We start from the raw sequence: 26,615 nt of genomic DNA, 5'->3' as shown, positions 1-26,615 counted from the left end.
ATGAACCAATCCCTAATCCAATTACGGGGAATCGTGAAAAAATTCCCAGGAGTACTTGCCAATGACAATGTTGACCTGGATATTAACCCTGGAGAAATTCATGCTATATTAGGAGAAAATGGATCGGGGAAAAGCACTTTAATGTCCGTCTTAGCCGGGTTATACAAGCCTGATGCCGGCAAAATTTTAGTTAACGGAGCTGAAGAGAAATTTCGCTCTCCTAGGGATGCCATAGCCTGTGGTATTGGTATGGTTCATCAGCATTTTAAACTAGTTGAGCCATTTACTGTGGCTGAAAATATTACCTTAGGTGAAAAAGAAAATTCCTTTTTTCTTTCCAATAAGGAACTTAAAACCAGAATTAACGAGCTTGGGAAAAAGTATGGGTTAGAGATCAACTTAAATGCTAAGGTATGGCAGCTTTCAGTTGGAGAAAAACAGCGAGTTGAAATCGTTCGCATGCTCTATCGGGGATCTAAAGTGTTGATACTTGATGAGCCAACTGCTGTTCTGACTCCTCAGGAAGCCAATGAGTTGTTCGGAAATTTGCGCAGGATGGCCAGCGCAGGTTGTGCAGTGGTGCTTATAACTCATAAGTTAAATGAAGTTGAGGCGATTGCAGATCGAGTTACAGTGTTGCGACAGGGAAAGTTTGCCGGCGTGTTAGAACGTGACCAGATTAACGCTAAAGAGATGGTTCGTTTGATGGTCGGTAGAGCTGTGGCCTCAAAGTATGATAGAGACTCTTCTCCCGTGGGTGGGGTCGTACTGGAACTGGATAAAGTGAATGCTTTAAATGACATGGGTCTCCCTTGCCTTCGTGAAATGAGTCTTTGTGTACGCGAAGGTGAAATCCTCGGCTTAGCCGGTGTATCAGGCAATGGACAACGGGAAATGGCGGAAGTCATTTCTGGCTTGCGTCGTGTGGAGAGTGGAAAAATCCTCTTAAACGACAGGAATATAAGCAATCTCTCCCCCCGAACAATCATTGACCTAGGGGTTGCTTATGTACCTGAAGATCGCTTAGGCATGGGATTAGTGCCGGATCTAAATGCCTTGGAGAACCTTATTCTAAAAAAATATCATCAGCCTCAGTTCTCTGGGCGGTGGTTATTGAAATCTCAAGCAGTAGTGCGTAACGCTGAAACCTTGGTAAATCAGTACCAAGTTAAGATTTCTAGCTTGCACCAGCCTGTAAAAGTACTGTCAGGTGGAAACCTGCAGAAACTTTTGCTGGCTCGAGAAATATCCAGTTCCCCTAAACTGATGGTAGTAATCTATCCGGCGAGAGGATTAGATATTGGTGCAACAGAATCGGTTCACAAACTATTATTAGAATTAAAGAAACGTAAGACAGCGATCCTACTTATATCAGAGGACCTGGACGAAATATTCAAATTAGCAGACCGGGTTGGGGTAGTATTTGACGGTAAGTTAACAGGAGATTTTCCCGTTGAACAAGCCGACTTGGAAGAGGTAGGGCTTTTGATGACAGGTTCCTGCTCCGCGAGAGAAAGGGTGAATGAGAATGAACCGGCTCACACTTAAACTAGAGAAACGCTTAACTCCATCGCCGGTAATGGTTTTTATCATCCCTTTAATATCCGTGCTGCTGGCTCTGTTATTAGGGGGGATCTTCTTAGTTTTAACCGGGGAAAAACCTCTGGACGTGTACTCTCTAATGTTTGTAGACAGTTTAGGATCGAAATATGGACTTACAGAAACAATGGTTAAGGCCATTCCTCTAATGTTGACCTCCTTAGGTGTTTCACTGGCTTTTAAAATGAAGTTATGGAACATTGGCGCCGAAGGACAGCTTTATATGGGTGCCATGGCTGCCTCTTGGCTGCCTTTGACTATACCCTCTCTTCCAGCCTACATCATGCTTCCGGGAATGCTAATTCTTGGCATGATTGCTGGTGGACTTTGGGCACTTTTAACGGCTATCCCGAGAGCTATATGGAAGGTTAATGAGATCATTACAACGTTAATGTTAAATTACGTAGCAATTCTTTGGGTGGATTATTTAGTATATGGTCCTTGGAAGGATCCCAATGGATCAAATTTCCCTATCTCTGCATCCTTTTCTGAAGCAGCCAGGTTGCCTGGTTTGGGTGATTCTCGTATCCACGCTGGTTTGTTTTTTGCTTTGGTCTTGGCAGTTCTCTTAGCTATTGTTTTTAAGTATTCTCGCTGGGGATATAGCATTAATGTTATTGGCTCAAGTGAACGGGCAGCCCGGTACGCAGGGATGAACATTAAACGTAACATATTACTGGTAATGTTTCTTAGCGGGGCAATTTCAGGGATAGCAGGTATGGCTGAGGTTAGTGGTATTATTGGCAAGCTTCAACATGGAATCAGTCCAGGATATGGCTATACAGCTATTATTGTGGCCTGGTTAAGTAAGCTTAACCCAGTAGCAATTCTAATAGTCTCAGTATTGTTTGGGGCGTTACAGGTAGGAGGATATGCAGTCCAAGTGGAAGGTATTCCAGCTGCCGTAGCTACAATGCTGCAAGGGGCGATACTCTTCTTTGTCCTTGGAGGCGAAATATTTACGAATTATCGGTTAAAACTGATTCGCCAGAAAGGAGAGGAATTAAGCAAGTGAGCATTCAAGAATTCTTGATCCCTTTATTGGCAGCTTCAGTGATTGCTGGTACGCCAATTCTCTATGCTGCACTGGGTGAACTTATTACTGAACGGGCTGGAATCATCAACCTTGGAGTTGAAGGCATTATGCTTGTCGGTGCAGTGTCAGGTTTTATGATGGCAGTAACCTCAGGTAATCCTTGGTATGGTTTGTTAGCATCCATGCTGGCCGGTGGAGCTTTAGCTTTAATTCATGCCTTCCTTACTATAACCCTTAGAGCTAATCAAGTCGTTAGCGGTTTAGCTTTAACAATTTTCGGGACTGGACTCAGCGGGTATTTGGGGAAGGAGTATATTGGTATTCCGGTACCTAAGCCCTTTGAGGTTATCCCTTTAGGTCCATTAGGGGATATACCTTTTATTGGGCCGATTTTATTCCAACATGATGCGTTAGTGTACATTAGTTATATTTTGGTTGTTGCAATCTGGTATTTTATGTTTCATACTCGACCGGGCTTAAATCTCAGAGCACTGGGAGAAAATCCTGCTGCTATGGACGCTCTGGGTTTAAATGTCTTTTATCTAAGATATATCTATGTTGTTGTTGGTGGTGCCTTAGGTGGAATCGGTGGTGCATACTTATCCCTGGCGTATGCCCCTAGTTGGCTGGAAAACATGACAGCGGGAAGAGGATGGATCGCAGTAGCTCTTGTAATATTTGCGTTATGGAATCCTTGGAGAGCTCTCATGGGTGCTTATCTGTTTGGCGGAATCGATGCCCTAGGGTTCCGGTTACAAGTCTTAGGTATTCAAATGTCACCTTTCTTTTTGAAAATGCTGCCCTATCTATTTACAGTCTTAATCCTAGTCTTTGTGGTTGCTCGCCAAAAAGGACGATTGACTGCTCCCGGAGCATTAGGTTTATCCTATGACCGAGAGGAACGGTAATCATACTATGCTAGATTAACAGAAGGTTCAACAACAGAAACACGCCTATGAGGATAGATTTGATAGCTTTCTCATAGACGTGTTTTTTGCTGTTGTTTGGATCTTGGCTATTTTGCTTCTACCCGGTTCGACATTGAAACGGGATGCTGTTCAGAAGATTGAAGTACATTAGCATTTCTTAGGGCAAAGACGACCATTTTTCTCATGAATCTTTCGCTGATGGAAACAGGGCGGGCTAGATTCATTCTATCAATGTAGGGTTGAGCTGAATTAGGAATGGGTTTAAGCAATTCCTTAAGGATTCCCTTAACCAATTTAAATATATTACCTTTTGCTAGTGCCTTCATGCCTTTCATCGCTCCCGCTAGCTTGATATCAAGGGCCGATAACTCCGTGCCAAATGGGAACTGAGGAAAGAGGCCTTGAGCTTGATAAGGTTTTAGCAAAGCTTGTATTTTTTGCGGAGTATTATTTCTGTATTCTGCAGGTATTTCATAATCATGGGGGAGTTTTCCCGCCTTCTTTGCTTTTTCAAGTAACTTGTTCTGAAATCTTGAATCAGCTATGTTAATCATTTCAGCAATAACTTCGCTTTCTGGCTTACTGCGAAGGTCAGCGATCCCATACTCTGTAACTACGATATCTCTCATATGTTTGGGTATTGAACAATGGCCATAATTAAAGACAATATTTGACTTAAGGTTTTTGCCAGATCCTTTTGTGCTTTTTATCATAATTATGACCCGCGCTTTTGGTAAGACGTGACCCATTGCTACAAAATTGTACTGCCCGCCAATTCCGCTAACAACTTGCCCATTTTCCAGTTGATCAGAGGCAATTGCTCCAAAAACACTAGCCACCATCCCAGTATTTATAAAGCGTGCATCTTTACGTTGTAGAGTACGAAGTTCTTCTCCCCCATAAAGCTGGTTGACTTTTTCAACAGCGGACATTGCAAAGAGCTGTCTTTCCTCTTCGCTCATGTTGTTGAGGTCTTTATAAAAGGCTTTAGGTCCTAAAAAGAAGGCTCCCATAATTACTGTGCCTTTGAGCAGTTTTTTGCCTAGTAGTTTTCGAATCTCTAATCGATTTTTTTCCTCATTCATATCTGCCGAATATTTGATGTTCTCATCAATAATTGTATAGTGATCATAGGTGAGGCCCTGTTTAAGGATTCCGAATTCTGTAAGAAACTCAAAGTCTTTGGCTTTAATTTTCTTATGAATTGCCTTGATTTCAATGAGTTGGTCTATAATGTCAAGAGGAATGGAATCGGGATCTAGTTTGCCCTCATTGATAAGTTTCATAAGGGGAATACTTTCGTAGACTTTACGTTTTAAAATCCTTTTTTTGTACATTTGCATAAAGGCATCAACAAACATCTCTGACGAGCCATAGAGGCCCTTTTCAAAGGTACCGATATCACCCCAGTCAGCTATTAACTTTTCATATCGTCTTTTTATACCAGCTTTCTCCAAGATTTCTTGGTAGATAGCATTATGTTCGTTACGCAAAATAAGTCCTGAAACAATTGCATCCCCGAGAGCACCAATTCCTACCTGGATAGTACCGCCATCTTTGATCAAAGGGCTGACATTAATCCCAATCATATGATCACTGAGGGCAACAGAATCCTTGGGAGGGCAGAAAAGCTCATAATCGAAATTTGGACCTTGAAGAATAATATCATAGGCATCTGCCTCAACAACTGCATCGCCATACATGAATGGCAGCTTTTTATTGGCTTCTCCAATGATCACTAATTTATGACCGTTGGCTCGCAGTTCCCTCATTTTACGAACAGTTTCAAGGCAAATGTCCGGGTTACAGGCCATAGAATACATAGTCTTACCATTAATTTCTCTGTAGGATATTAGTTCCCCGAAAACATTTGTGCCAAGAGCTAAAGCATCTCGAACCACGTGTGTATAATGAGAGGATAAATGACGTTGCTGTGCAACAGGATTATTTATGTAGCTGCCAGCCTTAGAGTAAAATTCGAATATTTCGACATTTTTTGGCAAGGTTCCAGCGCGAAAATCCTTCATATACTCAAACTCAGGGACTCCTGCAAAAACCTTGTCCATTATTGGTTGCATTAAGCGCTTTTCAAGTTCTGAACTGCCCTTAGGAATCTCAAGAGAAAGAGCAGTGATAATTTTGAGTTTTAACTCAGGGTCTTTTTTGGCACGCTTGTATAGTTCATTAATAAAGCGTACCGGCTTTCCTAAGGCTAGGGTCATAGAAAAGGTTATATCCTTGCCGACGTAGTTAATAACTTCATCGACACACTTTTCAACATCGTCATAGATCATTCCCGAGTTTTCTTTCATTGAATAGTTCACCTACCATTTCAACAAATTACAGAAAATGAGAGCAGCTCCAGACTATTGCTATTTCATTATGAACATTTTATAAATTAAGACTATTCAAAAACTGATTTCCCCTCCAATCTTAATTAGTCCATGAAGGTTAGAGCGTTCTTCCAAATTAATAACACCAAAAAAAGGAATTTACCTGAATGATAATTCATTCAGGTAAATTCTATCATATACAGCCCATAAATGTAATAACAATAATCTAAATTGTCCATAAATTTTATATATTTTAGATTACTTATAATATTGTATGATTTACCTTGATTGAATGGGTAAGGATAAATTTAGGCATAGTAAGAAATTATTGCAATTTTGTTAAGTAAATAATATAATTGGTAATCATTAGAATAAAAGCTCCATAGAGGTTTATCTCTATGAAGCTTTTTTTGGTTCTATCAGAATTCCTTATGTTATTGGGGTGTACCATAGTTGATGAGTATTTTAGTCCGAGTAGATGGTAAACTTCAATATTCATCTCTCTGACTAGTTCTTTGCAGGTGGAGGTGAATTTGTTCTCATTAGATGGTCATCGCTAAACGAAGGGTAGTAAATTTAAAAGAGCCTTACAATTTCCTGACAGGATGGAGTTGCATATCGTTGAGTTCAAAACACAATGGGGTCTTTAAACAAATTGTTGTCCTACTATTAGCCTTATTTGGAGCACTCTTAGTAGGTGCCTTATTTCTTATCTTAGCTAAGTCAGACCCTATAAAGGCCTATGGAGTAATGTTTTCAGGGCCGCTTGGTGATAAATTTGGGATAACTGAAACTTTAGTAAGGACAGTTCCGCTGCTATTAGTGGGATTAGGTATTGTGATTTCCTTTCGCAGTGGGATTATCAATATTGGAGCTGAGGGTCAAATTTTGGCAGGGGCCATTGGAGCAACGGCGGTCGGGACTTCTTTGTCTAATGTACCTGCAATGATTCTGCTCCCTGTAGTATTTGTGGCAGGCGGAGCGTGTGGTGCAATATGGGGTGGTATTGCCGGTTGGCTTAAAGCTCGTCTATCTGTCAATGAGATACTAAGTACTGTAATGCTTAACCAAATTGCGTTACAGTTATATCTGTTTCTTATAAGGGGGCCATTGATTGATCCAAAAGAGGTTTCCTACGGTACAGGTGTACCACAGACAGCATTAATTCCTGAGCAAATCTGGCTTAGCCGACTTGTACCGGGAACTAGAATTCATACTGGACTTATTTTCGCCCTAGTTTTGGCGGTGCTTGTATATGTTTTTTTGTGGAAAACAAGCCGTGGATATCGATTGCGTGCGGTTGGCGCTGGAGCTGAAGCTGCCAGGTATGCTGGCATAAAAGTAGAATGGTACTTAGTTTTGGCTATGGCCATGGCTGGAGGAATGGCAGGCCTTGCCGGAGTTGTAGAAGTAACAGGTGTACATCATCGTTCTCTAGAAGGTCTCTCTGCAGGGTATGGATTTAGCGGAATTGTTGCTGCACTTTTCGGTCGCCTGCACCCATTAGGTACTATCCCAGCTTCGATATTGTTTGGGGCTTTGCTTGTAGGCGCGGATATGATGCAAAGGGCTGTCAATATTCCTGCCGCTATGATTATGGTCATTCAAGGATTGGTTGTCTTGTTTGTTGTTTCGAGTGATTACTTCTTGAGAAACCCAGATTCTATCGTTAAATTTAAAGCTAAACTTTTGGGACAAAAGTGGATAGGGGAGGTGGGAAGTAAATGGAAGGATTCATGAGTATTGATATTTTTATAATTATACTAGCCACCGGAGTCCGCTTGGCAACCCCTTTTCTTTTAGCAGCCCTAGGTGAAATGTTTGTTCAACGGTCGGGAGTTTATAATCTCGGGGTGGAAGGTATTATGATGATGGGAGCTTTCGCAGGTTTTTTTGCGACGCTCCAACAAGGCAGTCCTCTACTCGGAATCATCGTAAGTTTAGCCATTGGCGCACTGATGGGATTAATAATGGCCTTTGTCAGCGTTACTTTTAAGGCTGAACAAGGAATAAGTGGAATTGGGTTGTATATGTTTGGCTGGGGGCTATCAGGTTTGCTTTTTCGTCTCTATGTAGGAGGGGTAACTTCCATTGATGGACTAAAGCCTATAGCAATCCCTATGTTGAGTGATATACCTCTGATTGGGCAAGTTCTCTTTAATCATAATGTCCTGGTGTATACCGCTTTTCTCCTCGTACCATTGTCTGGAATAGTACTCTATAAGACGAGTTGGGGCTTAAACATTCGTGCAGTAGGCAATAAACCGGAGGCTGCAGATACTTTAGGCGTGAGTGTCGTAAAAATCAGATATCAGTGTTTGATAGTTGGCGGTATGCTGGCTGCGCTGGCTGGAGCCTTCTTAACAATAGGTCAAGCTAATATGTATGCAGACAATATTACTGCAGGCAGAGGTTTTATAGCCATAGCTCTTGTATATTTTGGACGCTGGAGCCCTTGGGGTATTCTGCTTGGTTCTCTTTTGTTTAGTATGGCTGATTCTTTCCAAAGTATGGTTCAAGTTCTGGGAATCAATTTCCCCTACGAGCTGGCAGTTATTCTGCCTTATATGGTAACCATAATTGCCCTAGCAATCTCCTATGGACGCGTCTGGGCTCCTGCTGCACTTGGTAAGCCCTTCGAGCGCGGAACCAGAGGTTGATCATAATAAAATTGAAGGAGGAGAAACGATTGAAAAAGAAGGTATTGTCTCTTATTTTGGCTGCACTTACTATGTTAGCCTTTACAGGTTGTGCTGCCAAGCCAGCTGCTGAAACAGCTCCCCAAAAAACCGATGGAGAAAAAATCCGTATTGCTCTTGTACTACCGGCTACTGTTGATGATATGGCTTGGGGCCAATCTATGGTGGAGGGTTTAAAAGCTGTACAGAAAAGTATGGGTGAAGACAAAGTAGAAGTTGCAATCAGTGAAAAACTCGGTAATGCTGTGGATGCAGGGGCAGCTATCCGTCAGTATGCAACTCAGGGGTACGAAATTATTTTTGCTCATGGTTCTCAGTACCAAAGTGTTTTAAACGATATAGCTAAGGACTTCCCGAAAACAACCTTTGCTTATGGAACCGGTTTTGCGACTCAACCGAATATTTTTGCCTATGATCCCCAAGCGCAAGAAGGAGGCTACCTCTTAGGAATATTAGCAGCAAAAATGACTAAATCCGGAGTTGTAGGAATCGTTGGGCCAGTAGAGTCTGGAGATGCTGTTAAGTATAATTATGGTGTTCAGCAAGGAGTTGCTAAGGGCAAAGCTGATGTTCAAACCCGAATAGCCTATACAGGCTCGTTCAATGACATCGTGGGAGCCGGCAATCTCGCCAAGACTCAGATGAGTGCCGGTGCAGATATTATTACCGGGTCTTCACAGCAAGCTGTAGGAGCTGTCAGAGCTATTGGTGAAACAAAAGGAAACTATTGGCTTTCGACTGACATGGATCAAAGCAGTATTGCTCCTGACCACGTATTAGCTTCTCAAGTTTATCATTGGGAAAAGGTAGTGAACAAAATAATTGACCTGAGAAAGCAAGGTACACTGGGTGGACAACACTTGACACTGACCTTAGCTGATGGAACTATTGAGTTTAAGTATAACGAAAAATTAGCTGATAAAGTTCCAGCTGAAGTAAAAGCTGCTGTAGAAACGGCTAAACAAGAGATCATTAGCGGAAAACTAAAGGTGGAACTACCTAAGAAATAATGGGTGAATTGAATGGTTGAAAAGATTAAACAATTAGAGATGTCTGGAATCACTAAGCGTTTTCCTGGAGTTCTAAGTAACAATAGGGTCAATATCCAATTAGAAGCGGGTGAGGTACTGGCCATTCTTGGTGAAAACGGAGCAGGGAAAACCACTCTGATGAATATCCTCTACGGTCTTTATCAACCTGACGCTGGTGAGATTTTGCTTAACGGTAAACAAGTCAGGATTAATTCCCCAAGTGAGGCTATCGAGCTGGGGATCGGCATGGTGCATCAACATTTTATGTTGGTTCCCACTCTAACCGTATGTGAAAATGTAATTCTAGGGTTATCTAAAAAATTCTTTGTGGATTTAAAAACAGCTGCCAAAAGAATTAAAGAGATTACTGATACTTATGGTTTAGCAATTAATCCTGAAGCCTATGTCTGGCAGTTAAGTGTAGGGGAACAACAGCGTGTAGAGATTATTAAAGCACTTTACCGGGGAGCAAACCTGTTAATTCTTGATGAGCCCACTGCGGTACTTACACCCCAAGAATCCAATGAATTGATCCTTCTGCTAAAGAACATGGCTCAACAGGGAAACTCAATAATCTTGATAAGTCATAAACTTAATGAGGTTATGGCAATAAGTGACAGAGTTACTGTATTGAGAGATGGGGTAGTATGCGCAAATGTCAAAACTCAAGAAACCACTCAAGAAGAGTTAGCCAAGTTGATGGTAGGGAGAGAAATGGCTCCCTGTAGAAGAGAAGGTAACTATTCACCGGGCAAGATTGTCTTAGAGCTTCAGCAGGTTCATGCAAAAGGAGATAAGGGATCTGAGGCTTTGGCAGGAGTATCTCTTCAGATAAGAGAAAACGAAATATTGGGAATAGCCGGAGTCTCTGGAAATGGACAAAAAGAGCTTGCAGAAGTGATTGCAGGTTTAAGGAAACTTAGTTCAGGCAATATTTCTCTGAATGGTAAAGACAGCACTAATATGTCGCCAGCTGAAATCATAGAACAAGGTCTTGGCTATATCCCGGAGGATAGAATTCATGTTGGCACCATTCCGTCCTTTAGCATTTGGGAAAACCTTATTCTAAAGGATCATCACCGGTTGCCTTTTGCCAAGTATTCACTACTTCAAAACCGAAAAATTATGTCTCATAGTTCTTCTCAAGTGGAAAAATACGGCATAAAAACACCGGACTTAGAAACCCCTACAGCAAGACTATCTGGAGGTAATATCCAACGGGTAGTACTAGCTAGGGAAATAACCCGGAACCCAGTTGCCTTAGTAGCTGCTTATCCCACAAGAGGGTTGGATATTGGGGCAACTGAATACTTACACAGCAAACTCTTAGAGGCTCGAAGCAATGGTGTTGGAATCTTGTTGATTTCTGAGGATCTTGAGGAATTGACTAGTATTTGTGATAACATTGCAGTATTGTACGAAGGTAAAATTATGAAGGTGATGCCTGTTGAGGAAGCCGATGAGCGTACTATGGGTCTACTGATGGCTGGTATTGCCTAGGACTCTCAGTTCTACTAGGATTTTTTACGAAAGAAGCAGGTTGAAGTTAGCTCCCTTAGAGTGTTTATTGGGCCTCTAAGGGAGCTGCTTTCAATGCGGGAATGTATAGTGAGAAAAAAGAAGGAAGTTAGTCGTTTAAACTTTCCTTCTTTTTTCATTTTTAAAAAGGATAAGGTAAAACTTATGGGTAGGAATTTTCTTAATAGGAGAAACTTGAAACAGTCTCTTTGAAAATGGTTAGAATTTCAATAAAAGTCAATTATCCTAAGATCGCAAGATAAGTCATGCATTCTTAATCCACTATATCATGTGTATCTCTTTGTTTATAAGGAATAATTTCAAGAAATTTGTTAAGTTTCTTTGATTAATATTGAAATATTTAACATATAAGTCTGTGGTGCTATATTTTCCTACCTCTGGTACAATGAAGGAAGATTTAAACTATTAGGTTTAATCAAAGATAATATTTAAACTGAGATGAGGCCTTGGAATATGGGACGTGTTATTTATTTTATTTATATATTGTACTTGGTCGGAGCGGGTTTTTATATGAGTAAAGTATCAATTGCTGAAGAGAAAGTTGTTAGAATTGGTGTTCTATCTCAGAATGAGGATAGATTGGAGAAGTTTGAGGGGCTTAGGGACGAACTCAGTAACTTAAATTATCAAGAGGGAAAAGATGTTGTTTACGAGGTAATGACGGCACCAAATGACTACGCAGAAATGGATCAACTTGCTGAGAAATTAGTATCCCAGAAATTTGATGTACTAGTTGCTTCTGGAGAGGGAGAGACACGATCTCTGTCAAAAACGGTAGCTAAGCTTAACAATCCCCCGCCGATAATTTTCATGGGAGCACTTTCACCTATAGCAATTGGTTTAGTAGAAAGCGAGGTAATCCCGGGGACAAATGTTACTGGACTTAATAACTATCATTATGAGCTTATTGCTAAAAGGCTTGATCTGCTTAAACGGTTAATACCTCATGTTGAAGAGGTTGCGGTTCTAGGAGATAGGCGTACAAATTTATTTCAAGATTCTCAACAGGGCCTTGCCCAGACTGCTCGGGAGTTAAATATTAGTTATAAAATGTATGATATTTCAATAGAACAAGATATTCCTAGAATCGTTAACGAAATTAGCAAGACAAGCCAAGCTATCCTTATTATGCCGGGATTGTTTTTGGAAACCCATACAAAGGCGATAGCAAGTTATGGGTTAATAAAGGGCGTACCGGTATTTGGAGTTTACCCTAGTGATGCAGAAAAAGGGTGCATTGCTTCTTACGGGACGTCTTATTACAATCAAGGTGCTCAAACCGCACATATGGTACACAAAATCATAATGGGGTATTCTCCTAAGTCTATCCCTGTTGAAACAGCAGAAAAATTAAGTTTTACGGTTAACCTGGAAGTTGCGCAAAAATTAGGGATTTCTCTTGAAGAAGCATATATATATTTTGCGGATAAAGTTATCGGACAAGGAGGCTATCAGTGAAAGCGGGAAAGACGCCTTGGAATCAGCGTATTAAAACGAGAGTTTTAGTTTTTGGGATTTTAATGTCAATCATCCCCATGGTGTTTATTTCCTTGACTACGTTTAATACAGTAAGATACAAATTTAAAGATAGTATTAGAGAACAAAACATACAAAAGTCTATGGTCATAGCCACAAAGCTCCAAGTTTCAATTACAAATATTGTCGAGAGTTTAGCTAATCTTACCGATGTAAACTCCACTGTCCTGATTAAAGGAAAGGATAAAGAACAAGAGGGAATTCTAAATATTGTATTGCGTCAAGAACCCTATTTAGAAGACATTAAGATTTTAGATAAAAATTTAAATACCATAGTTCAAGTTTCTCGGAGGGAAGTTATAGTAGATGGTATTGTTTCAAACGTTGACTACGTAGGGCCGGAAACAATGCCTGAACATTACACTGTAAGTGATGTTTTCTTCTCTAAAGATCAACGACCGCAATTTTTTATCACATTAGGAATAAAGGATACGCAAACTCGTGAACACCTGGGATATCTTCAAGCTAAGGCTGACTTAAAACTAATGATTAATCAATATATAGATACTCGTATAGGGCATAAGGGATATGTCTTTTTTGTCGATGAAGAGGGTTCCTTAATTGGTCATACGGATTTTAGCAGGGTTCTGAGCCAAGAGGATATCAGGGAAAATCCTGCAGTCAATAGTTTTTTGACTGGCGAGAAGCCTCCTAGTGAGTACTCAGGAGATCAAGGAGAGAAAGTCATAGGATCGTTTGCCCGGGTGGATAAACCTAATTGGGGAGTCTTTATCGAGCAGCCTGTTAAAGAAGCATACGAGCCGATTTATGAACTTGCCAGGAATTTGGGGGGAGTTTTATTCCTAACCATTGCGGTGGTGACGATACTAAGTATTGTTTTTGGATTAAAGCTTGTACAGCCCATAGAAGACCTTGAGACCCAAGTCAAAAAGATTAAGGTAACGGGGGACCTACAAGCAGATATTTCCTATTCATCTCAAGATGAAATTGGTAGACTAGCCTACTCGTTTAAGCAACTTATGGCCATGTTAGATGAAAAGAATCAGAACATTAAAGCGGAGAAGGAACTTTTACGAACAGTCGTTGATGGCATTGGGGCAGGAATGGTTTTGTTAAATGTCCACAAACAAATTATATGGTGGAACCCAACCTTTGCTGAATGGTTCGGTGAGATTAATTATTTTAATCTTTCCTGTGAAGACATTGTTCAAAGTGAAGAAGACTTTGATTGTTCATTTCTCCAAAGTGGACGAGTAAACTCCTTCGTTCTTGACGGAGAACGGAAATATCTTAGGCAATTACACTATCAAATCCCAAGTGAGAATAGTGAAGGAGCAGTATACCTAGTTATACTAGAAGACGTCACACAACAGGTTGAAATGGAGTCCAGAGTTATTGAGACGGATAAAATGGCGTCACTAGGGCTTTTAGCATCAGGAATTGCTCACGAAATTAATAACCCATTAGCGATAGTATCAGCCTATAGTGAGGAACTGCTGGATTGCTTAAATGAAGAACCGAATAAAGTAGATATTGACGAAATCAAAGAGAGCTTAAGAATTACGTCAGAGCAAATTGTTCGCTGTAAGCAGATTACAGATGGACTCCTGCAATTTTCACGCAAGCGACAGCATTCCTTTAGCATGATGGATATTGGAGCCGTAAGTTCCCAGGTGATCAAACTTTTAGAATATAAAACAAAGCAAAAATTTATAACTCTTAAAAGGCAGCTGAACCCTGGCTTGTATATTGCAGGTAATGAAAATGAATGGCAACAAGTGGTCTTGAATATTTTATCAAATGCTCTGGACGCTTCACCAACTAATTCCCAAGTCGAAATAGAGAGTTGTCGCATTGATGACAGTATTCACTTTATTGTAAAAGACAATGGTCAGGGTATCCCTCAAAGTCAATTAAAAAATGTCTTTAATCCCTTTTTTACTACCAAACCGGTGGGTCAAGGGACGGGTCTGGGCTTGTTCGTTAGTTATGGAATTATACAGCGAATGAATGGACGTTTAATTATAGAAAGTACTGAAGGTAAAGGGACTACTGTAAGTATTACTTTGCCTGCTTATAAAGGTGGTTAAACATTGATATACAAACATCGAATACTGATCCTTGACGATGAAGCAGAGTTGCGCTCCGTCATTAGCAAACGATTAAGACGAAAAGGGTATGAGGTCTTCGAAGCAGGAACAATTCAAGGGGGCTTAGACCTTTGTAAGGAAAATCTTTTCGACGGGGTTCTTCTAGACTTAAAGCTGCCTGATGGCAATGGACTTGATTTTTTGGAACAAATCAAAGTCCAGCAGCCGGATGTGCAAATCATTATGCTAACCGGACATGGAACCATAGAATCTGCCATTGAGGCGATGAAGTTAGGTGCCTTTGATTATCTGACAAAACCTTGTAATTTAGCAGAACTGGAAATATCCCTTCAAAAAGCCGGTGACCAACGAAAATTGCTTGTTGAAAACAAAGGCCTGCGAGAAGTCCTCAATCGTCAAACCCCGGGGATAGAGATCATAGGAGAAAGCCCTTTAATAAAAGAACTTTTAGCGATTACGAGGAAAGTAGCCCAGAGTGATGAATCTGTTCTTATTAGGGGAGAAAGTGGGAGTGGCAAGGAACTTATCGCTCGTGCAGTTCATCTTTGGAGTAATCGTGCTGACCATGCTTTTATCCCAATAAACTGTGGTGCAATTCCCGAAACTCTCATTGAAAGTGAACTTTTTGGCCATGAAAAAGGTGCATTTACCGGAGCTGGAAGTAAAAAAATAGGTCTTGTCGAAATGGCTGATCAAGGAACTCTATTTTTAGATGAAATCGGAGAAATGCCATTATCTATCCAGGTTAAGCTTTTGCGCTTTTTGGAAACCGGGGAATTTAGGCGTGTGGGAGATAATCGACTGCGCCAAGTTGATGTGCGGATTGTTGCAGCCACTAACCGGGATTTGCAAAATGAAATGAATCAAGAAAGGTTTCGTCAGGATTTGTTTTATCGCTTAAACTCTATCTCTTTAGATGTACCTACTCTTCGCCAACGTAAGAGTGATATACTTCTTCTTGCGGATTATTTTCTAAAGACATCCACAGTAAGTCAGGGAGATGGTTTCGAAGCTGTTTATGTATTATCCGAGAAATCTAAAGAAATGCTGTTAGATTATGACTTCCCCGGTAATATTCGCGAACTCGCACATTTAATAAAACGCGGTCAGATTCTAGCCTCTGGTAGCGTTATTTATCCACAAGATATATGGCCGGAGAAATACAAAGGTACTCTTCAAGAAAGAGCCCCGAGTGAGCAGGAACAAGTATGTGAATCAGAATTTGTGCAATGTTTATCACATATTCAAAAACATAGTTACCCCAATCTTGAAGAGGTAGAAAGACTATATATTCTTTCTACCCTCAAGTTAGTAGAGGGTAATAGAGCGCAAGCAGCTAAGCTTCTTGGTATCAGTGTCAGAAATCTATACCGTAAAATCGAATCCTATGGTAACGACGACATTATGCAGTGACACATTGTCACGGTTTCTTCCGTGACAATGTGTCACCGTGACACTATGTCATGTTTAGGCGATAGGTAATGTTAGTAAATAATCTTTAGATGGCAATCCTATTGATAGGAATATGGAATATTTCTGCTTATAACAATGGCTTTTCGAGCCATTTTTTTCTTTTTAAACAATTTATCCATAGAAAGTACTTATTTATACAGACTGAAAAAGTCCTCTGAAATTGGCTTATTAATCCAAGGTTCAAGCTTTAAAGGGAATTCATACCGGAGGAACAGCCTACAACCTCTATTTCACCTAAGGAATATCCCTAAAAATAGGGATTTAACTATAGGATATTTTAATAAATCCTATGAGATATTGGTATAGGTATTGCAATAGAATCTGGTGACACTAAACAAACCAATTTAAATTGAAGGTAGGTGCTATAAAGTAAAGTTATTTAGACAAAATAAGAAAATAAGTGTCAATTTTTAAAGGAGGTATTTCTTGTGAACGAAAGCACAGCTAGTAAATGGGTTAAAGTTTTACCTGGACTTTTATTTATGTTTGTTATTGCTCTGCTAGCCATGGGGACAAAAACTTTAGGTGGTGAGTGGGCTGGTCTAGAAGGATGGATTAAAACTAACTCCAAATTTTTAGGGGATGTACTGAAAATCAACCACGTTATTATAGTTATTATCATTGGAATGGTGATTCGAAATACTATTGGAATTCCATCCTGGGCTCAGGCAGGGGTAAAAACATCCCGTATATTCATTAAAATGGGTGTTATTCTGCTTGGATCACTTTATAGTCTAGCCGAATTAGCTACGTTAGGTTCAACTTCGATCTTATTAATTGCGACATTCATGTTTTCAACAATTATTTTCACCATGTGGCTCGGTAAGAAATACAATATGCATCCCGGTTCTGCTGCTTGTCTGGCTGCCGGTGCGGGCGTATGTGGTGTATCCGCCATTGTCGCTGTTGCTCCGGCCGTTAAAGCCAGAGGGGAAGATATAGCCTACTCAATTGCCACAATTTTGTCATTTGGAATTGTTTGCCTATTCACTTTCCCAATCCTGGGACATTTAATGGGATTGACCCCTGAGCAGTTCGGAATGTGGGCCGGTACCGGTATCTTAAACTCTGGACAAGTATTAGCAGCGGCCCTTGCCTTTGACCCCGGTACCGCTGATGTGCCTTCTATTAGCTTAAAAGTAGGCGAAATCTATAACTTAACCCGTGTTGTGTTCTTGCCTTTAGTTGTACTGCTAATCACGATTCTTTATGCTCGTATGTCTGATGACAAAACCGTAGGTACAGCAGCTAGTGCAGGAAAGACCTTCTTTAGCAAATTTCCGTTGTTCGTGCTTGGTTTTATCGCCACAGTTACTTTAACTTCCTTTGGTGCTTTTGGTTCTACTCATCCTGTTTCCCCAGATCTAAAAGCATTTCGTGACATTTACAGCTGGTTCTTCTCCATCGGTCTTACCGGCTTAGGTTTGCAAATCTCCTTTGCTGAAATGAGAAAAGCAGGAGGAACTCCATTGGTTATCGGCTCTGTAGCAGGTTTCCTGAAAGCTGCACTTTCCCTAGTCGTTGTTCTATGGCTCTTTTAATGCTAGTTCCCTATTGAGGACTAATACTCTAAAGGAGGTAATGATATGTCAGAGAAAAAAGAAGAAAAACAATTATCGTTATTTAGTAATGATAAACACGAAGATTTAGTAGCTATTTTTGGTGCTGCCCTTGTAATGATCCTGGTTTTAATTCTTTAAGTGAGAAAGAAGGTTTCCGATGAACGGTCAAATTCTATTGATTACTGATGGCTCCCCTTCGGCGGACGCTGCTGGTCAAATGGCAACTGAAATGTCTCTAGCTTTGAAGCTACCTTTAAAGGCGGTCTTCATTTTAGATGAAGGATGGAACAACTTTTTGGGCGATGAATGGATCAATACGTCATCAACGAGGATGAGATTTTTTCATTGGTTTGAAGACGGAATTCATAAACACTCTGAAGAGGTGTTAGCTGAGGTTACAGAAAAGGTCAAAGAACATGGGGGCCAGGTTGAAACCGAGATAAAGATTGGTAAGACAGAAAAAGTCATTGTTGAACTGACCGCTGAACAGGAAACCGCCTTATTAGTTCTGCCTAATCCTCACGCAACCGCTCCGGCTGCTACGGCTGGCCTTAGATTCAACCTTAACTCTTTGTCCAAAAAGGTGAAATGTCCTATTTATATTGGTCCCCAATAATAGAAAAACTTCTGGTGCCTTTCAAAGATTTTTGTTTTTGAAGGCTGAATAGAATTATCACCCTCCCACTTAAAAATGGAAGGGTGATAATTTTTTTTATATGCGAAGATTAAAGTGCGTGATGATCTTTTACCTGATTTGAAGCTGAATTATGATGAAGTGTCAAGGTGTTAAAAACATTATTGTTCCTTAATGAAAAGATAACTAGTTTTCGCATGATTTTTTCTTTCATAGAAGAAGGTCTTTGAAGATTTAGTCTCTCGAGGTAGGGTCTGCTAGATGCAGGAATAGGCATAAAGAACTCTTTTATTAACCCTGTAGCCATCTTTATGCGGTCACCGTTGGCAAGTTTCTTCAAGCCTTTTAGGGCTCCTCCTAAAGCTATCTCAATCTCAGTCAAATCTGTCCCGAATGGGAATGGTTGAAATACTCCTTGGGACTGATATGGTTTGAGCAAAGCAGTGATCTTTTCGGGAGTATTATTTCTGAATTCCTGTGGGATTTCGTAATCCTTGGGGATTTTCCCGGCTTTTTTTGCTTGATCTAAGAGCTTGTTTTGAAATCTAGAATCAGCCACCTTAATTAACTCAGCAATAACTTCTTTTTCTGGTTTGCTTCGAACGTCAGCGATACCATACTCTGTGACAATAATATCTCTTAAATGCTTGGGAACTGAGCAATGGCCGTAGCTGAAAACAATATTGGACTTGAGACTCTTACCTGAACCCTTGGTGCTTTTAATCATCATAATAACTCTAGCATCGGGTAAGGCATGCCCCATTGCGACAAAATTGTATTGCCCTCCGATTCCGCTAATGACCCGGCCGTCTTCAAGTTGATCTGAAGCTATAGCCCCAAGAACAGATGACACCATGCCGGTATTGACAAATCGAGCATCTTTTCGCTGCAGGGCTCTTAATTCTTCCCCTCCATAAAGCTGATTTACCTTATCAACCCCAGACATTCCAAATAGTTTTCTTTCATCTTCACTCATGTCATTTAGGGCTTGGTAGAAGGCCTTTGGCCCAACAAAGAATGCACCAATTATAACTTGACCACCTAATAATTCTTTGCCTAATAGCTTTTTAATTTGATTCCGGCCTTTTTCGTCGTTCATATCTGCAGAGTACGGAGTACCTTGATCAAAAATAGTACCATTTTCATAACTTAGGCCTTGTTTTAAAATGCCAAACTGTGTAAGGAACTTAAAATCTTCTTCAGAGAGCTTAGAGTTAAGCGCTTTAAGCGTAATTAGTTGATCAATAATGTCAGGAGGTATGTGATCTGAAGCGAGCTTACCTTCATTGATCAACTTCATTATTGGTATGCTTTCATAAACTTTTCTTTTTAGAATTTTACTTTTATACATCTGCATAAATGCATCAACAAACATCTCAGATGAACCGTAAAGCCCTTTTTGGAAAACTCCTATACCTCCCCAGTTATCTATCAATTGCCTGTATCGTTGCTTAATTCCCGATTTTTGGAGGACGTCTTGGTATAATTCGTTATGTTCATTACGCATAATGAGTCCTGATACAATCGCGTCTCCAAGAGCCCCAATTCCAACTTGGATGGTTCCGCCATCTTTTATCAGGGTGCTTACATTGATACCAATCATATGATCAGAAAGAGCAACCGGATCTTTTGGCGGACAGAAGAGCTCGTAGTTAAATTGTGATCCTTGCAGAATTATGTCATATGAATCTGCTTCAACAACGGCATCTCCATACATAAAGGGCATGTTTATATTGGCTTCACCAATAATCGCAACTTTTTTGCCCTGGGCTTTTAAATATTTGAAGTCGTTTATAGCAGCAATACAAACATCTGTATTACAACTCATTGAGTACATATCTTTTCCATTAAATTCACGGTGACTAATTAACTGGGCGAAAACATTTGCACCCAAGGCTAAAGCGTCACGATTAGCATGGGTATAATTTGTTGCTAAATGATTTTGCTGAGCTACAGGGCTATTTAAATATCCTCCGGCTTTGCAGAAAAATTCAAATATCTCAACGTTTTTGGGCAGCTTTCCAGCTCTAAAATCCAGGATGAAATCGAATTCTGGTACACCGGCAAAAACTCTATCTGCTAAAGGACCTAAAAATCGCCTTTCTAAATCGGTATGTCCTTTAGGTTTTTCTAGCGTAAGTGCAGTAATGATTTTCAGATTGATCTCGGAGTTCTCCTTTGCCTGCCGATAGAGTTCATTTGTGAATATGACGGGTTTTCCTAGGGCCAGAGGTATACTAAAAATAACGTTTTTCCCAACATAATTAATTACCTCGGTAACACATTTTTTTACGTCATCATAAATTAATCCCTGTTTTTGATACATTATTGTCGCCTGCCATTTCATTTAAAAAATTGGGTTTAAGTAGCCCGAAAGTGAAATTTTCGACGAAAGATATATCTGCGAATAAAGTGGATATATTTATAAGGACTGAAAGAAGGGGAATGAATCCAAATTCATTTAATTGAATATTATCACAAGTTAGATAATAATGTATATAATAATTAATCAAAATAATATAATAAATTTCGAGTATTTAAACATATTGTGGAATTCGACTCTCACCATACCTAGACTCACCTTCACAAAAAAGTAAGCCTAGTATGTATAAGGTACAAGAAGCGAAAACTTTGCAAAAAAGCGACTGTAGACCAGTCGCTTAAAAAATTCCCTACCTTTTTCTAAATCCCATAAATGAGTCCTTAAACATCTCTTCGTTGGCCCCTAAAGTGTTAACATGGTGCATATATTTAAATACATATAGCAAAAGTACGTGTGAAAAAATTGCAAACATAAATGTTTCAGGGATACTCCATCCCGGTAGAGATATACGTCCAAGGGAAACTGCTGTAAGGTTCATAAAGGTTGCCCATAGCGCAAAAAAAATAACGATCCATATCTGATAGCTAGAAAATCTCCATAACAGATAACCGAAAATTGTAGTTACAGCAAACCAACTGATACTGAAGAAAACCGGGATATTATAGATCATAAAAATATCAGCTTCAAAGATCCAGCGTTTCAAAATATTTACTGCAAAGATTTGGACTATCCATGTGTACACAAATCCACCTAAAAAAGAAAACAACATTAGTTTCTTAATATAATAGGGCGGTATAAAAAATAGAACGAGTGACCAATAGGCAACTGCTTGTGTTAGCCAATATAGATCCATGAGTTGAGACACCTCCTGACAATATTATGCTTTAAAAGTAAATTTTTATGATTAATTTTTGGCCTGGAGGACAATTAACATCCCAAGCTAGTTATACATATGCTAGAAAAAAAGGAGGGCTAAACTTGCACAATAAAAACATAGGTGATGGACAATGGAAATGTCCTTTATTAAGAATGGGTTCGACAGGAGCCGATGTAAAAAGGTTACAGACTAAGCTATTGGAGGCGGGATTTTCGCCCGGAAAAATTGACGGTATTTTTGGCTCATTAACCAGATCAGCTGTACTAGCTTTTCAGAAGAGCAGAAATCTTGCTCAAGATGGAATTGTTGGTAAGATGACCTGGACTGCGCTAGGGGTAAATTGTAATTCGCCTACCCCACCGGTAAATCATTGTCCGACTCTTGCACAAGGAAGTACCGGACCGGCTGTTGTAGACCTTCAAAGCCGCCTAAAAGCAAGAGGGTTTTACGCAGGAAACATTGATGGAATCTTTGGCCCTATCACTCGTGCAGGCGTTATAGCCTTTCAACAAAGTGCTGGGCTAGCTCAGGATGGAATTGTCGGCAAAATGACTTGGACTGCACTTGGGGTGAATTGCGGTAGCCCTACACCGCCCCCACCGGTAAACCACTGTCCAACTCTCCAAGAGGGTAGTACCGGCCCGGCAGTTGTGAAACTTCAGGGATTGTTGAAATCGAAAGGGTATTATTCAGGAAATGTCGACGGAATCTTTGGCCCTATTACGAAAGGAGCAGTTCTATATTTTCAGGAGTGTATGGGCTTAGTTCAGGATGGAATTGTAGGTATTAAGACTTGGACTGCTTTAGGTGTTAACTGTTATTATTAAATAGACAAAGAAGTGCCCCCCATTCCCTTCGAGGAGTGGGGGGCATCCCTATGAGCTTCACTCTTTAATTCCCTTAGTAGTTAATCTTTCATCAGAGGAAGAAGTAAATACTTACAACAAGTTCAATCATATCTTCATAGTTAAAAGGGATGTTCAAATCATAAGATATAATAATATGCATAAGATGGAAATTTTGACCAGGTTGTAATGTAATTAACTTAATTGATTTTTTAGGTGTAATGTCAACAATGAAGCATCCTGCACGTTTGGTAATTCCATAAAGAGGGTTGAAAGAAGTGATTTGATGATGGATCCTCAGACACAGGCCATCTCTAAGTTAACAGGAATGTTCTTAGATAAAGATCTCGAAAGACGATTTGAAGATTCCTACTTAAATCGATCTAAAAACCAGCTTCGAAGAATTGCCCAAGGCATTGGAATGCTTTTTTTTATTTTTATATTCTATGATTTTTCTGCTAACAAATCTAATGAAACTCTGGTGATAATTTGCATATGCCGCTTTATATTTCTCTTCTTAGGAATTTTCTTTTATTATCGGCTAGATTTTTTTCTTAAATCTTCCACATTTTTTAAAATTACAGTTTATGAACTTATTTATATAAATCTTTTTTTCATAATTGTCTTTGTGTATGAAACATCCCATTTCTTAATCCAAGCATTTGCAATTAATGTAATTATTTTTGGGGTTTTCTTCCTAATACCGAACATTCTTCATTACAGGATTTTTATTGCGTTGTACACTTTAGCAGGATTCCTAGTTGTAACAATGAGTAAGTATACGCCGGCTTTTACTGAACTGATTGCTATTTACAGCTATTTATTAATTGCAATATTTATAAACACCATTTCAGTGTACAGTCTAGGAAAATATATGCGACTTGACTATGTTTACAAACAATACTTTAAAGAATTATCAACTAAGGATCCTTTAACAAATACATATAATCGCTTGAAATTTAATGAATCCTTAAGCAGTGAGATTGAACTTGCCAAAAGATATGGGAATACTTTTTCACTAATAATGTTCGACATAGATCATTTCAAAAATTTTAATGACAAAAAAGGGCATAGCTTTGGAGATAAGATTCTTGTAGAGGTCTCCAACTTAGTTAAAGAATCGATTAGAGGAGTAGACATCTTCGCTCGATGGGGGGGGGAGGAATTTGTCATATTGCTGCCGCATACTGTTAGCGATGAGGCCACTGCCCTTGCGGAAAGATTGAGAAGGGCTATTTATAAAGAGTCATTAAAAAAGGAAATTCCTCTAACTTGTAGCTTTGGTGTAACATCGTTTTATAATCATGACAATCATGATGTAATCATGGAAAGGGTTGATAGAGCATTATACAAGGCCAAGGGAAGTGGAAGAAATGTTGTTGTTACCGAATTGTACAGTCTTGAACGACAATGTTCTCAATGAGGATATAGGATAATGCTTGCGAAAATGGGATAGGGTATTCTTGAATAGATGTAGATATTTCTAGGGTAGCCAGGGTTTGCTTTATAAAATATGCTCAATATTTGAAGGCTTTTGAGCGTCTGTGTCGAATATAGCAAGTAAAGAATAATGTAAAAAACCCTAAAGGAATAATAAGGAAATTACAAGCGGGAAATTTTGCTCGTGCGGGGGTATTATAAAGAGTGAAAAAATTTGAGGCTTATCAGATTATTGCTTCGGAGATCCAGAAGTTTTTTAACGAAGATGTTGCAGTTACCCTTTTCGATACTGAAAAAATTGTTGCTTATTACCCGGGCAAGACAATTGACACAAAAGCTAAAATTGGCAACCCACCGACCCCAGGTTCTAATGTATTAGAGGCTCTTAATAGTGGACAACGAGTAGTAAGGCGCGTATCGAAAGAACTATTTGGTGTTCCCTTTGTCGGTATTGCTCTTCCAATCTTCGACGACTCAAAGCTCGCTGGTTGTCTGGCCATTGCTTGTTCCCTTGAACTTTATGATAGTCTCTTGGAAACAGGTCAGGAAATACTTGATGCAGTCGTAACAATTTCTTCTTCAGCCCAAAATCTTTCAAGTGCTACGGAAGAATTAGCAGCAACAATACGGAATATGAATGATGAGACTAAACAAGTTAATCTTGAGATGCAGAAAACCAATGAATTAACTCAGGAAATCAAGAAAATTTCTAAACAAAGCAATATCCTGGGAATTAATGCAGCCATCGAGGCTTCCCGAGCTGGGGAACATGGTAGGGGATTTGCAATAGTATCTGAGGAGGTCAGGAAACTCGCGACAGATACAGATTCTTCTACCCACGCAATTGAAAGTAACGTTAAGGAAGTGCAATCTTCTGTTGGGCTTTTAATTGAAGCTATAAAACAGCTTACCGAGGCCACTGAAAGCCACGCCAATGATGTAACGGAAATAGCTAATACTCTAGTGAGAATTGAAAGTATGGCTAAAAAACTTTTAGAATTGGGACGATCCTAAATCAGCTTTATATTATTCGAGTTGAGTTACTTGCATTTATCTCTTGTGTTTAGGGCTTTGGGCAAGAACTAACCATAACCCTCACTCTCACTATAAGTATCTTTTATGGTATTAATAGGAAATAATCAGGCATATCTTCTGTTTGAGGCTTTTCTGTTAGTTTTATCTTAATTGTATAATTTGACTTTTAACTGGTAACCTTTATGCAACGCTACTGATTATCTATTAAAGTATCGGTTTTTATGATCGATACTTTTTGATTTGGTAAGTAGGAGAGTTCTTGTCAAAACTCTTAATGCTCACTATGCAAATATTTAAACATGTCATTTGTGAAAGATAATGAAAGCTGGCGGTGAGCTATGAAAAGAATTAAGATTCTGGTTTCCCAGTGCAATCAGGGGACTGTTCTTGCTGAGGATGTAAAATCTTGTCAGGGTACTACATTGGTGTTTAAAGACTCTGTTTTGAATCAATATATATTAGATGTTCTAATCGCTTATGGCATTATGTATGTATGGATATATACTCTAGACGACTTAGATCAAAGAAATGGGAAAATAACTGAGAATGGAAATCTTACTGATCAAATTGAACCGATTAAGCAAAGTCATGCAGAAGCTGTTCTTGTTGTAAAACAGGTTCTTAAAGAACTTGCCGTGGGTAAAAAAATAAACTATACGAAAATTACTCAAATTTCAAAATCAGTTTACGGAAATATCAACAATCTAAATGTTATCAGGTGTTTAAATAGTATTAAAGATAAAGATGAGTATACCTATACGCATTGTGTTAATGTGGCATTTTATGCAATGCTCATTGCCAAATGGATGAACTTGCCTAAAGACGAGATAAAACAAGTTATTCAGGCAGGGGTGCTACACGATATTGGAAAAGTTCTTATTCCAAATGAGATCCTCAATAAACGGGGAAAGTTATTGGAAACAGAGTTTGAAATTATGAAAAACCATACTTTACTCGGGTACTTTAGCATTAAAGATTTGACTGAAATTAACTCCTCTATTAAAGACGCAGTACTTTCCCATCATGAGAGATCTGATGGTTCAGGTTATCCATACGGTTTACTCAGTAAGGAGATTCCTTTGTCGGCTAAAATTATTGCCATCGCAGACGTTTACGATGCAATGACTCAAGACAGGATCTATAAAAAAGGAGTAAATCCTTTTGAAGCTTTTGAGATGTTTCAGACCATTGGTATGAGTATATTTGACATTCAAGTCTTAAATGTTTTTTTGAAAAATATTTCTTCATATTTTACTGGACTGAAAGTAATTTTGGAAAACGGCGAAAAGGCGGAAATTGTTTATGTTCCACCCTATGAGATAACTAGACCGGTAATTTTAAAAGGCTCGACCTTTGTTGACATTACCAAACCTAATACTAAGATATTGACTTTCGAATAATGATGGGATTTTACATGATTGCGATTACTTAATAGTTCAATGAAGAATTTTATTTCAAAGACTAGCATCTATAAAAATGCTAGTCTTTTTTGTCAGCTTTTTAGATAAGCAATAGGGGCATAAGTACATTTTTCGACATATTAATTGTTATTCCTTGCTTTCTGAGAGGGAAAACCTGAGTGAGATTAATTCTAATATACAATTAATTAAAAAGAAGGGTTGAGGAACATACTTTTCAGAGACAATCCTCCC

At 39.3% G+C, this 26,615-nt stretch carries 19 protein-coding genes; 16 read left to right on the top strand and 3 right to left on the bottom strand.

Features of this window, described 5'->3' with window-relative positions; translation table 11 throughout:
• Genes DP73_RS12485 through DP73_RS12475 form a run of 3 tightly spaced genes read left to right on the top strand, consistent with a single transcriptional unit; the run spans nt 1 to nt 3,543 of the window.
• Nucleotides 1–1,548, top strand: coding sequence for an ABC transporter ATP-binding protein (locus DP73_RS12485; RefSeq protein ID WP_034599897.1), 1,548 nt, complete (start codon nt 1–3; stop codon nt 1,546–1,548).
• Complete coding sequence (locus DP73_RS12480) at nt 1,529–2,614, top strand: ABC transporter permease (protein WP_034599896.1); 1,086 nt, start codon at nt 1,529–1,531, stop codon at nt 2,612–2,614. Before DP73_RS12485 ends, DP73_RS12480 begins: the two co-directional genes overlap by 20 nt.
• Nucleotides 2,611–3,543: an ABC transporter permease gene (locus DP73_RS12475; protein WP_034599894.1), complete on the top strand. Its 933-nt coding sequence runs from the start codon at nt 2,611–2,613 to the stop codon at nt 3,541–3,543. Before DP73_RS12480 ends, DP73_RS12475 begins: the two co-directional genes overlap by 4 nt.
• Before the next feature lie 107 nt (nt 3,544–3,650).
• On the opposite strand, the gene DP73_RS12470 is transcribed toward DP73_RS12475, so the two are convergent.
• Complete coding sequence (locus DP73_RS12470; RefSeq protein WP_034599893.1) at nt 3,651–5,876, bottom strand: acetyl-CoA hydrolase/transferase C-terminal domain-containing protein; 2,226 nt, start codon at nt 5,874–5,876, stop codon at nt 3,651–3,653.
• Between the two features lie 642 nt (nt 5,877–6,518).
• Between DP73_RS12470 and DP73_RS12465 the strand changes: the two genes are divergently transcribed.
• The 9 genes from DP73_RS12465 (at nt 6,519) to DP73_RS12425 (ending at nt 18,425) form a co-directional block, all read left to right on the top strand.
• Nucleotides 6,519–7,637, top strand: coding sequence for an ABC transporter permease (locus DP73_RS12465; protein ID WP_034599891.1), 1,119 nt, complete (start codon nt 6,519–6,521; stop codon nt 7,635–7,637).
• On the top strand, nt 7,622–8,557 hold the full coding sequence (locus DP73_RS12460; RefSeq protein ID WP_034599889.1) for an ABC transporter permease: 936 nt from the start codon (nt 7,622–7,624) through the stop codon (nt 8,555–8,557). Before DP73_RS12465 ends, DP73_RS12460 begins: the two co-directional genes overlap by 16 nt.
• Before the next feature lie 29 nt (nt 8,558–8,586).
• Nucleotides 8,587–9,606: a BMP family protein gene (locus DP73_RS12455; protein ID WP_034599887.1), complete on the top strand. Its 1,020-nt coding sequence runs from the start codon at nt 8,587–8,589 to the stop codon at nt 9,604–9,606.
• A 12-nt stretch (nt 9,607–9,618) separates the two neighbouring features.
• Nucleotides 9,619–11,127 (top strand): ABC transporter ATP-binding protein, encoded by a 1,509-nt coding sequence (locus DP73_RS12450; protein WP_034599885.1) that lies wholly within the window; start codon nt 9,619–9,621, stop codon nt 11,125–11,127.
• A gap of 549 nt (nt 11,128–11,676) precedes the next feature.
• On the top strand, nt 11,677–12,624 hold the full coding sequence (locus DP73_RS12445; RefSeq protein ID WP_242865751.1) for an ABC transporter substrate-binding protein: 948 nt from the start codon (nt 11,677–11,679) through the stop codon (nt 12,622–12,624).
• Nucleotides 12,621–14,753 carry an ATP-binding protein gene (locus DP73_RS12440; protein WP_034599881.1) on the top strand — a complete coding sequence of 711 codons (2,133 nt, stop codon included), beginning with the start codon at nt 12,621–12,623 and terminating at the stop codon, nt 14,751–14,753. The genes DP73_RS12445 and DP73_RS12440 overlap by 4 nt, the downstream gene beginning before the upstream one ends.
• A gap of 3 nt (nt 14,754–14,756) precedes the next feature.
• Nucleotides 14,757–16,187 carry a sigma-54 dependent transcriptional regulator gene (locus DP73_RS12435; RefSeq protein ID WP_034599879.1) on the top strand — a complete coding sequence of 477 codons (1,431 nt, stop codon included), beginning with the start codon at nt 14,757–14,759 and terminating at the stop codon, nt 16,185–16,187.
• A 488-nt stretch (nt 16,188–16,675) separates the two neighbouring features.
• On the top strand, nt 16,676–17,788 hold the full coding sequence (locus DP73_RS12430) for a putative sulfate exporter family transporter (protein ID WP_034599877.1): 1,113 nt from the start codon (nt 16,676–16,678) through the stop codon (nt 17,786–17,788).
• Between the two features lie 178 nt (nt 17,789–17,966).
• Entirely contained in the window at nt 17,967–18,425 is a 459-nt protein-coding gene (locus DP73_RS12425) for a universal stress protein (protein WP_034599875.1), read from the top strand.
• 109 nt (nt 18,426–18,534) lie between these two features.
• Here the strand turns inward: DP73_RS12425 and DP73_RS12420 are convergent, their stop codons facing one another.
• Together DP73_RS12420 and DP73_RS12415 are read right to left on the bottom strand one after the other, a co-directional pair.
• On the bottom strand, nt 18,535–20,769 hold the full coding sequence (locus DP73_RS12420) for an acetyl-CoA hydrolase/transferase C-terminal domain-containing protein (protein ID WP_034599874.1): 2,235 nt from the start codon (nt 20,767–20,769) through the stop codon (nt 18,535–18,537).
• A 346-nt stretch (nt 20,770–21,115) separates the two neighbouring features.
• A complete protein-coding gene (locus DP73_RS12415; protein WP_034599872.1) occupies nt 21,116–21,619 on the bottom strand; it encodes a hypothetical protein in 504 nt (167 codons plus the stop codon).
• A gap of 125 nt (nt 21,620–21,744) precedes the next feature.
• Here DP73_RS12415 and DP73_RS22630 point away from each other — a divergent pair, with 125 nt between their 5' ends.
• From DP73_RS22630 to DP73_RS12395, 4 genes are all read left to right on the top strand, one after another.
• Nucleotides 21,745–22,470: a peptidoglycan-binding protein gene (locus DP73_RS22630; protein ID WP_242865750.1), complete on the top strand. Its 726-nt coding sequence runs from the start codon at nt 21,745–21,747 to the stop codon at nt 22,468–22,470.
• Nucleotides 22,471–22,774: 304 nt separating this feature from the next.
• Nucleotides 22,775–23,911 carry a GGDEF domain-containing protein gene (locus tag DP73_RS22080; RefSeq protein WP_052090642.1) on the top strand — a complete coding sequence of 379 codons (1,137 nt, stop codon included), beginning with the start codon at nt 22,775–22,777 and terminating at the stop codon, nt 23,909–23,911.
• Between the two features lie 221 nt (nt 23,912–24,132).
• Nucleotides 24,133–24,942, top strand: a complete 810-nt coding sequence (locus DP73_RS24210; protein WP_034599867.1) for a methyl-accepting chemotaxis protein — start codon at nt 24,133–24,135, stop codon at nt 24,940–24,942.
• 359 nt (nt 24,943–25,301) lie between these two features.
• Complete coding sequence (locus DP73_RS12395; RefSeq protein WP_034599865.1) at nt 25,302–26,363, top strand: HD-GYP domain-containing protein; 1,062 nt, start codon at nt 25,302–25,304, stop codon at nt 26,361–26,363.
• Nucleotides 26,364–26,615 lie beyond the last annotated feature (252 nt).

The organism is Desulfosporosinus sp. HMP52, from assembly GCF_000765145.1.
Classification (GTDB): domain Bacteria; phylum Bacillota; class Desulfitobacteriia; order Desulfitobacteriales; family Desulfitobacteriaceae; genus Desulfosporosinus.
This window is presented reverse-complemented; position numbering and strand designations above follow the sequence as displayed.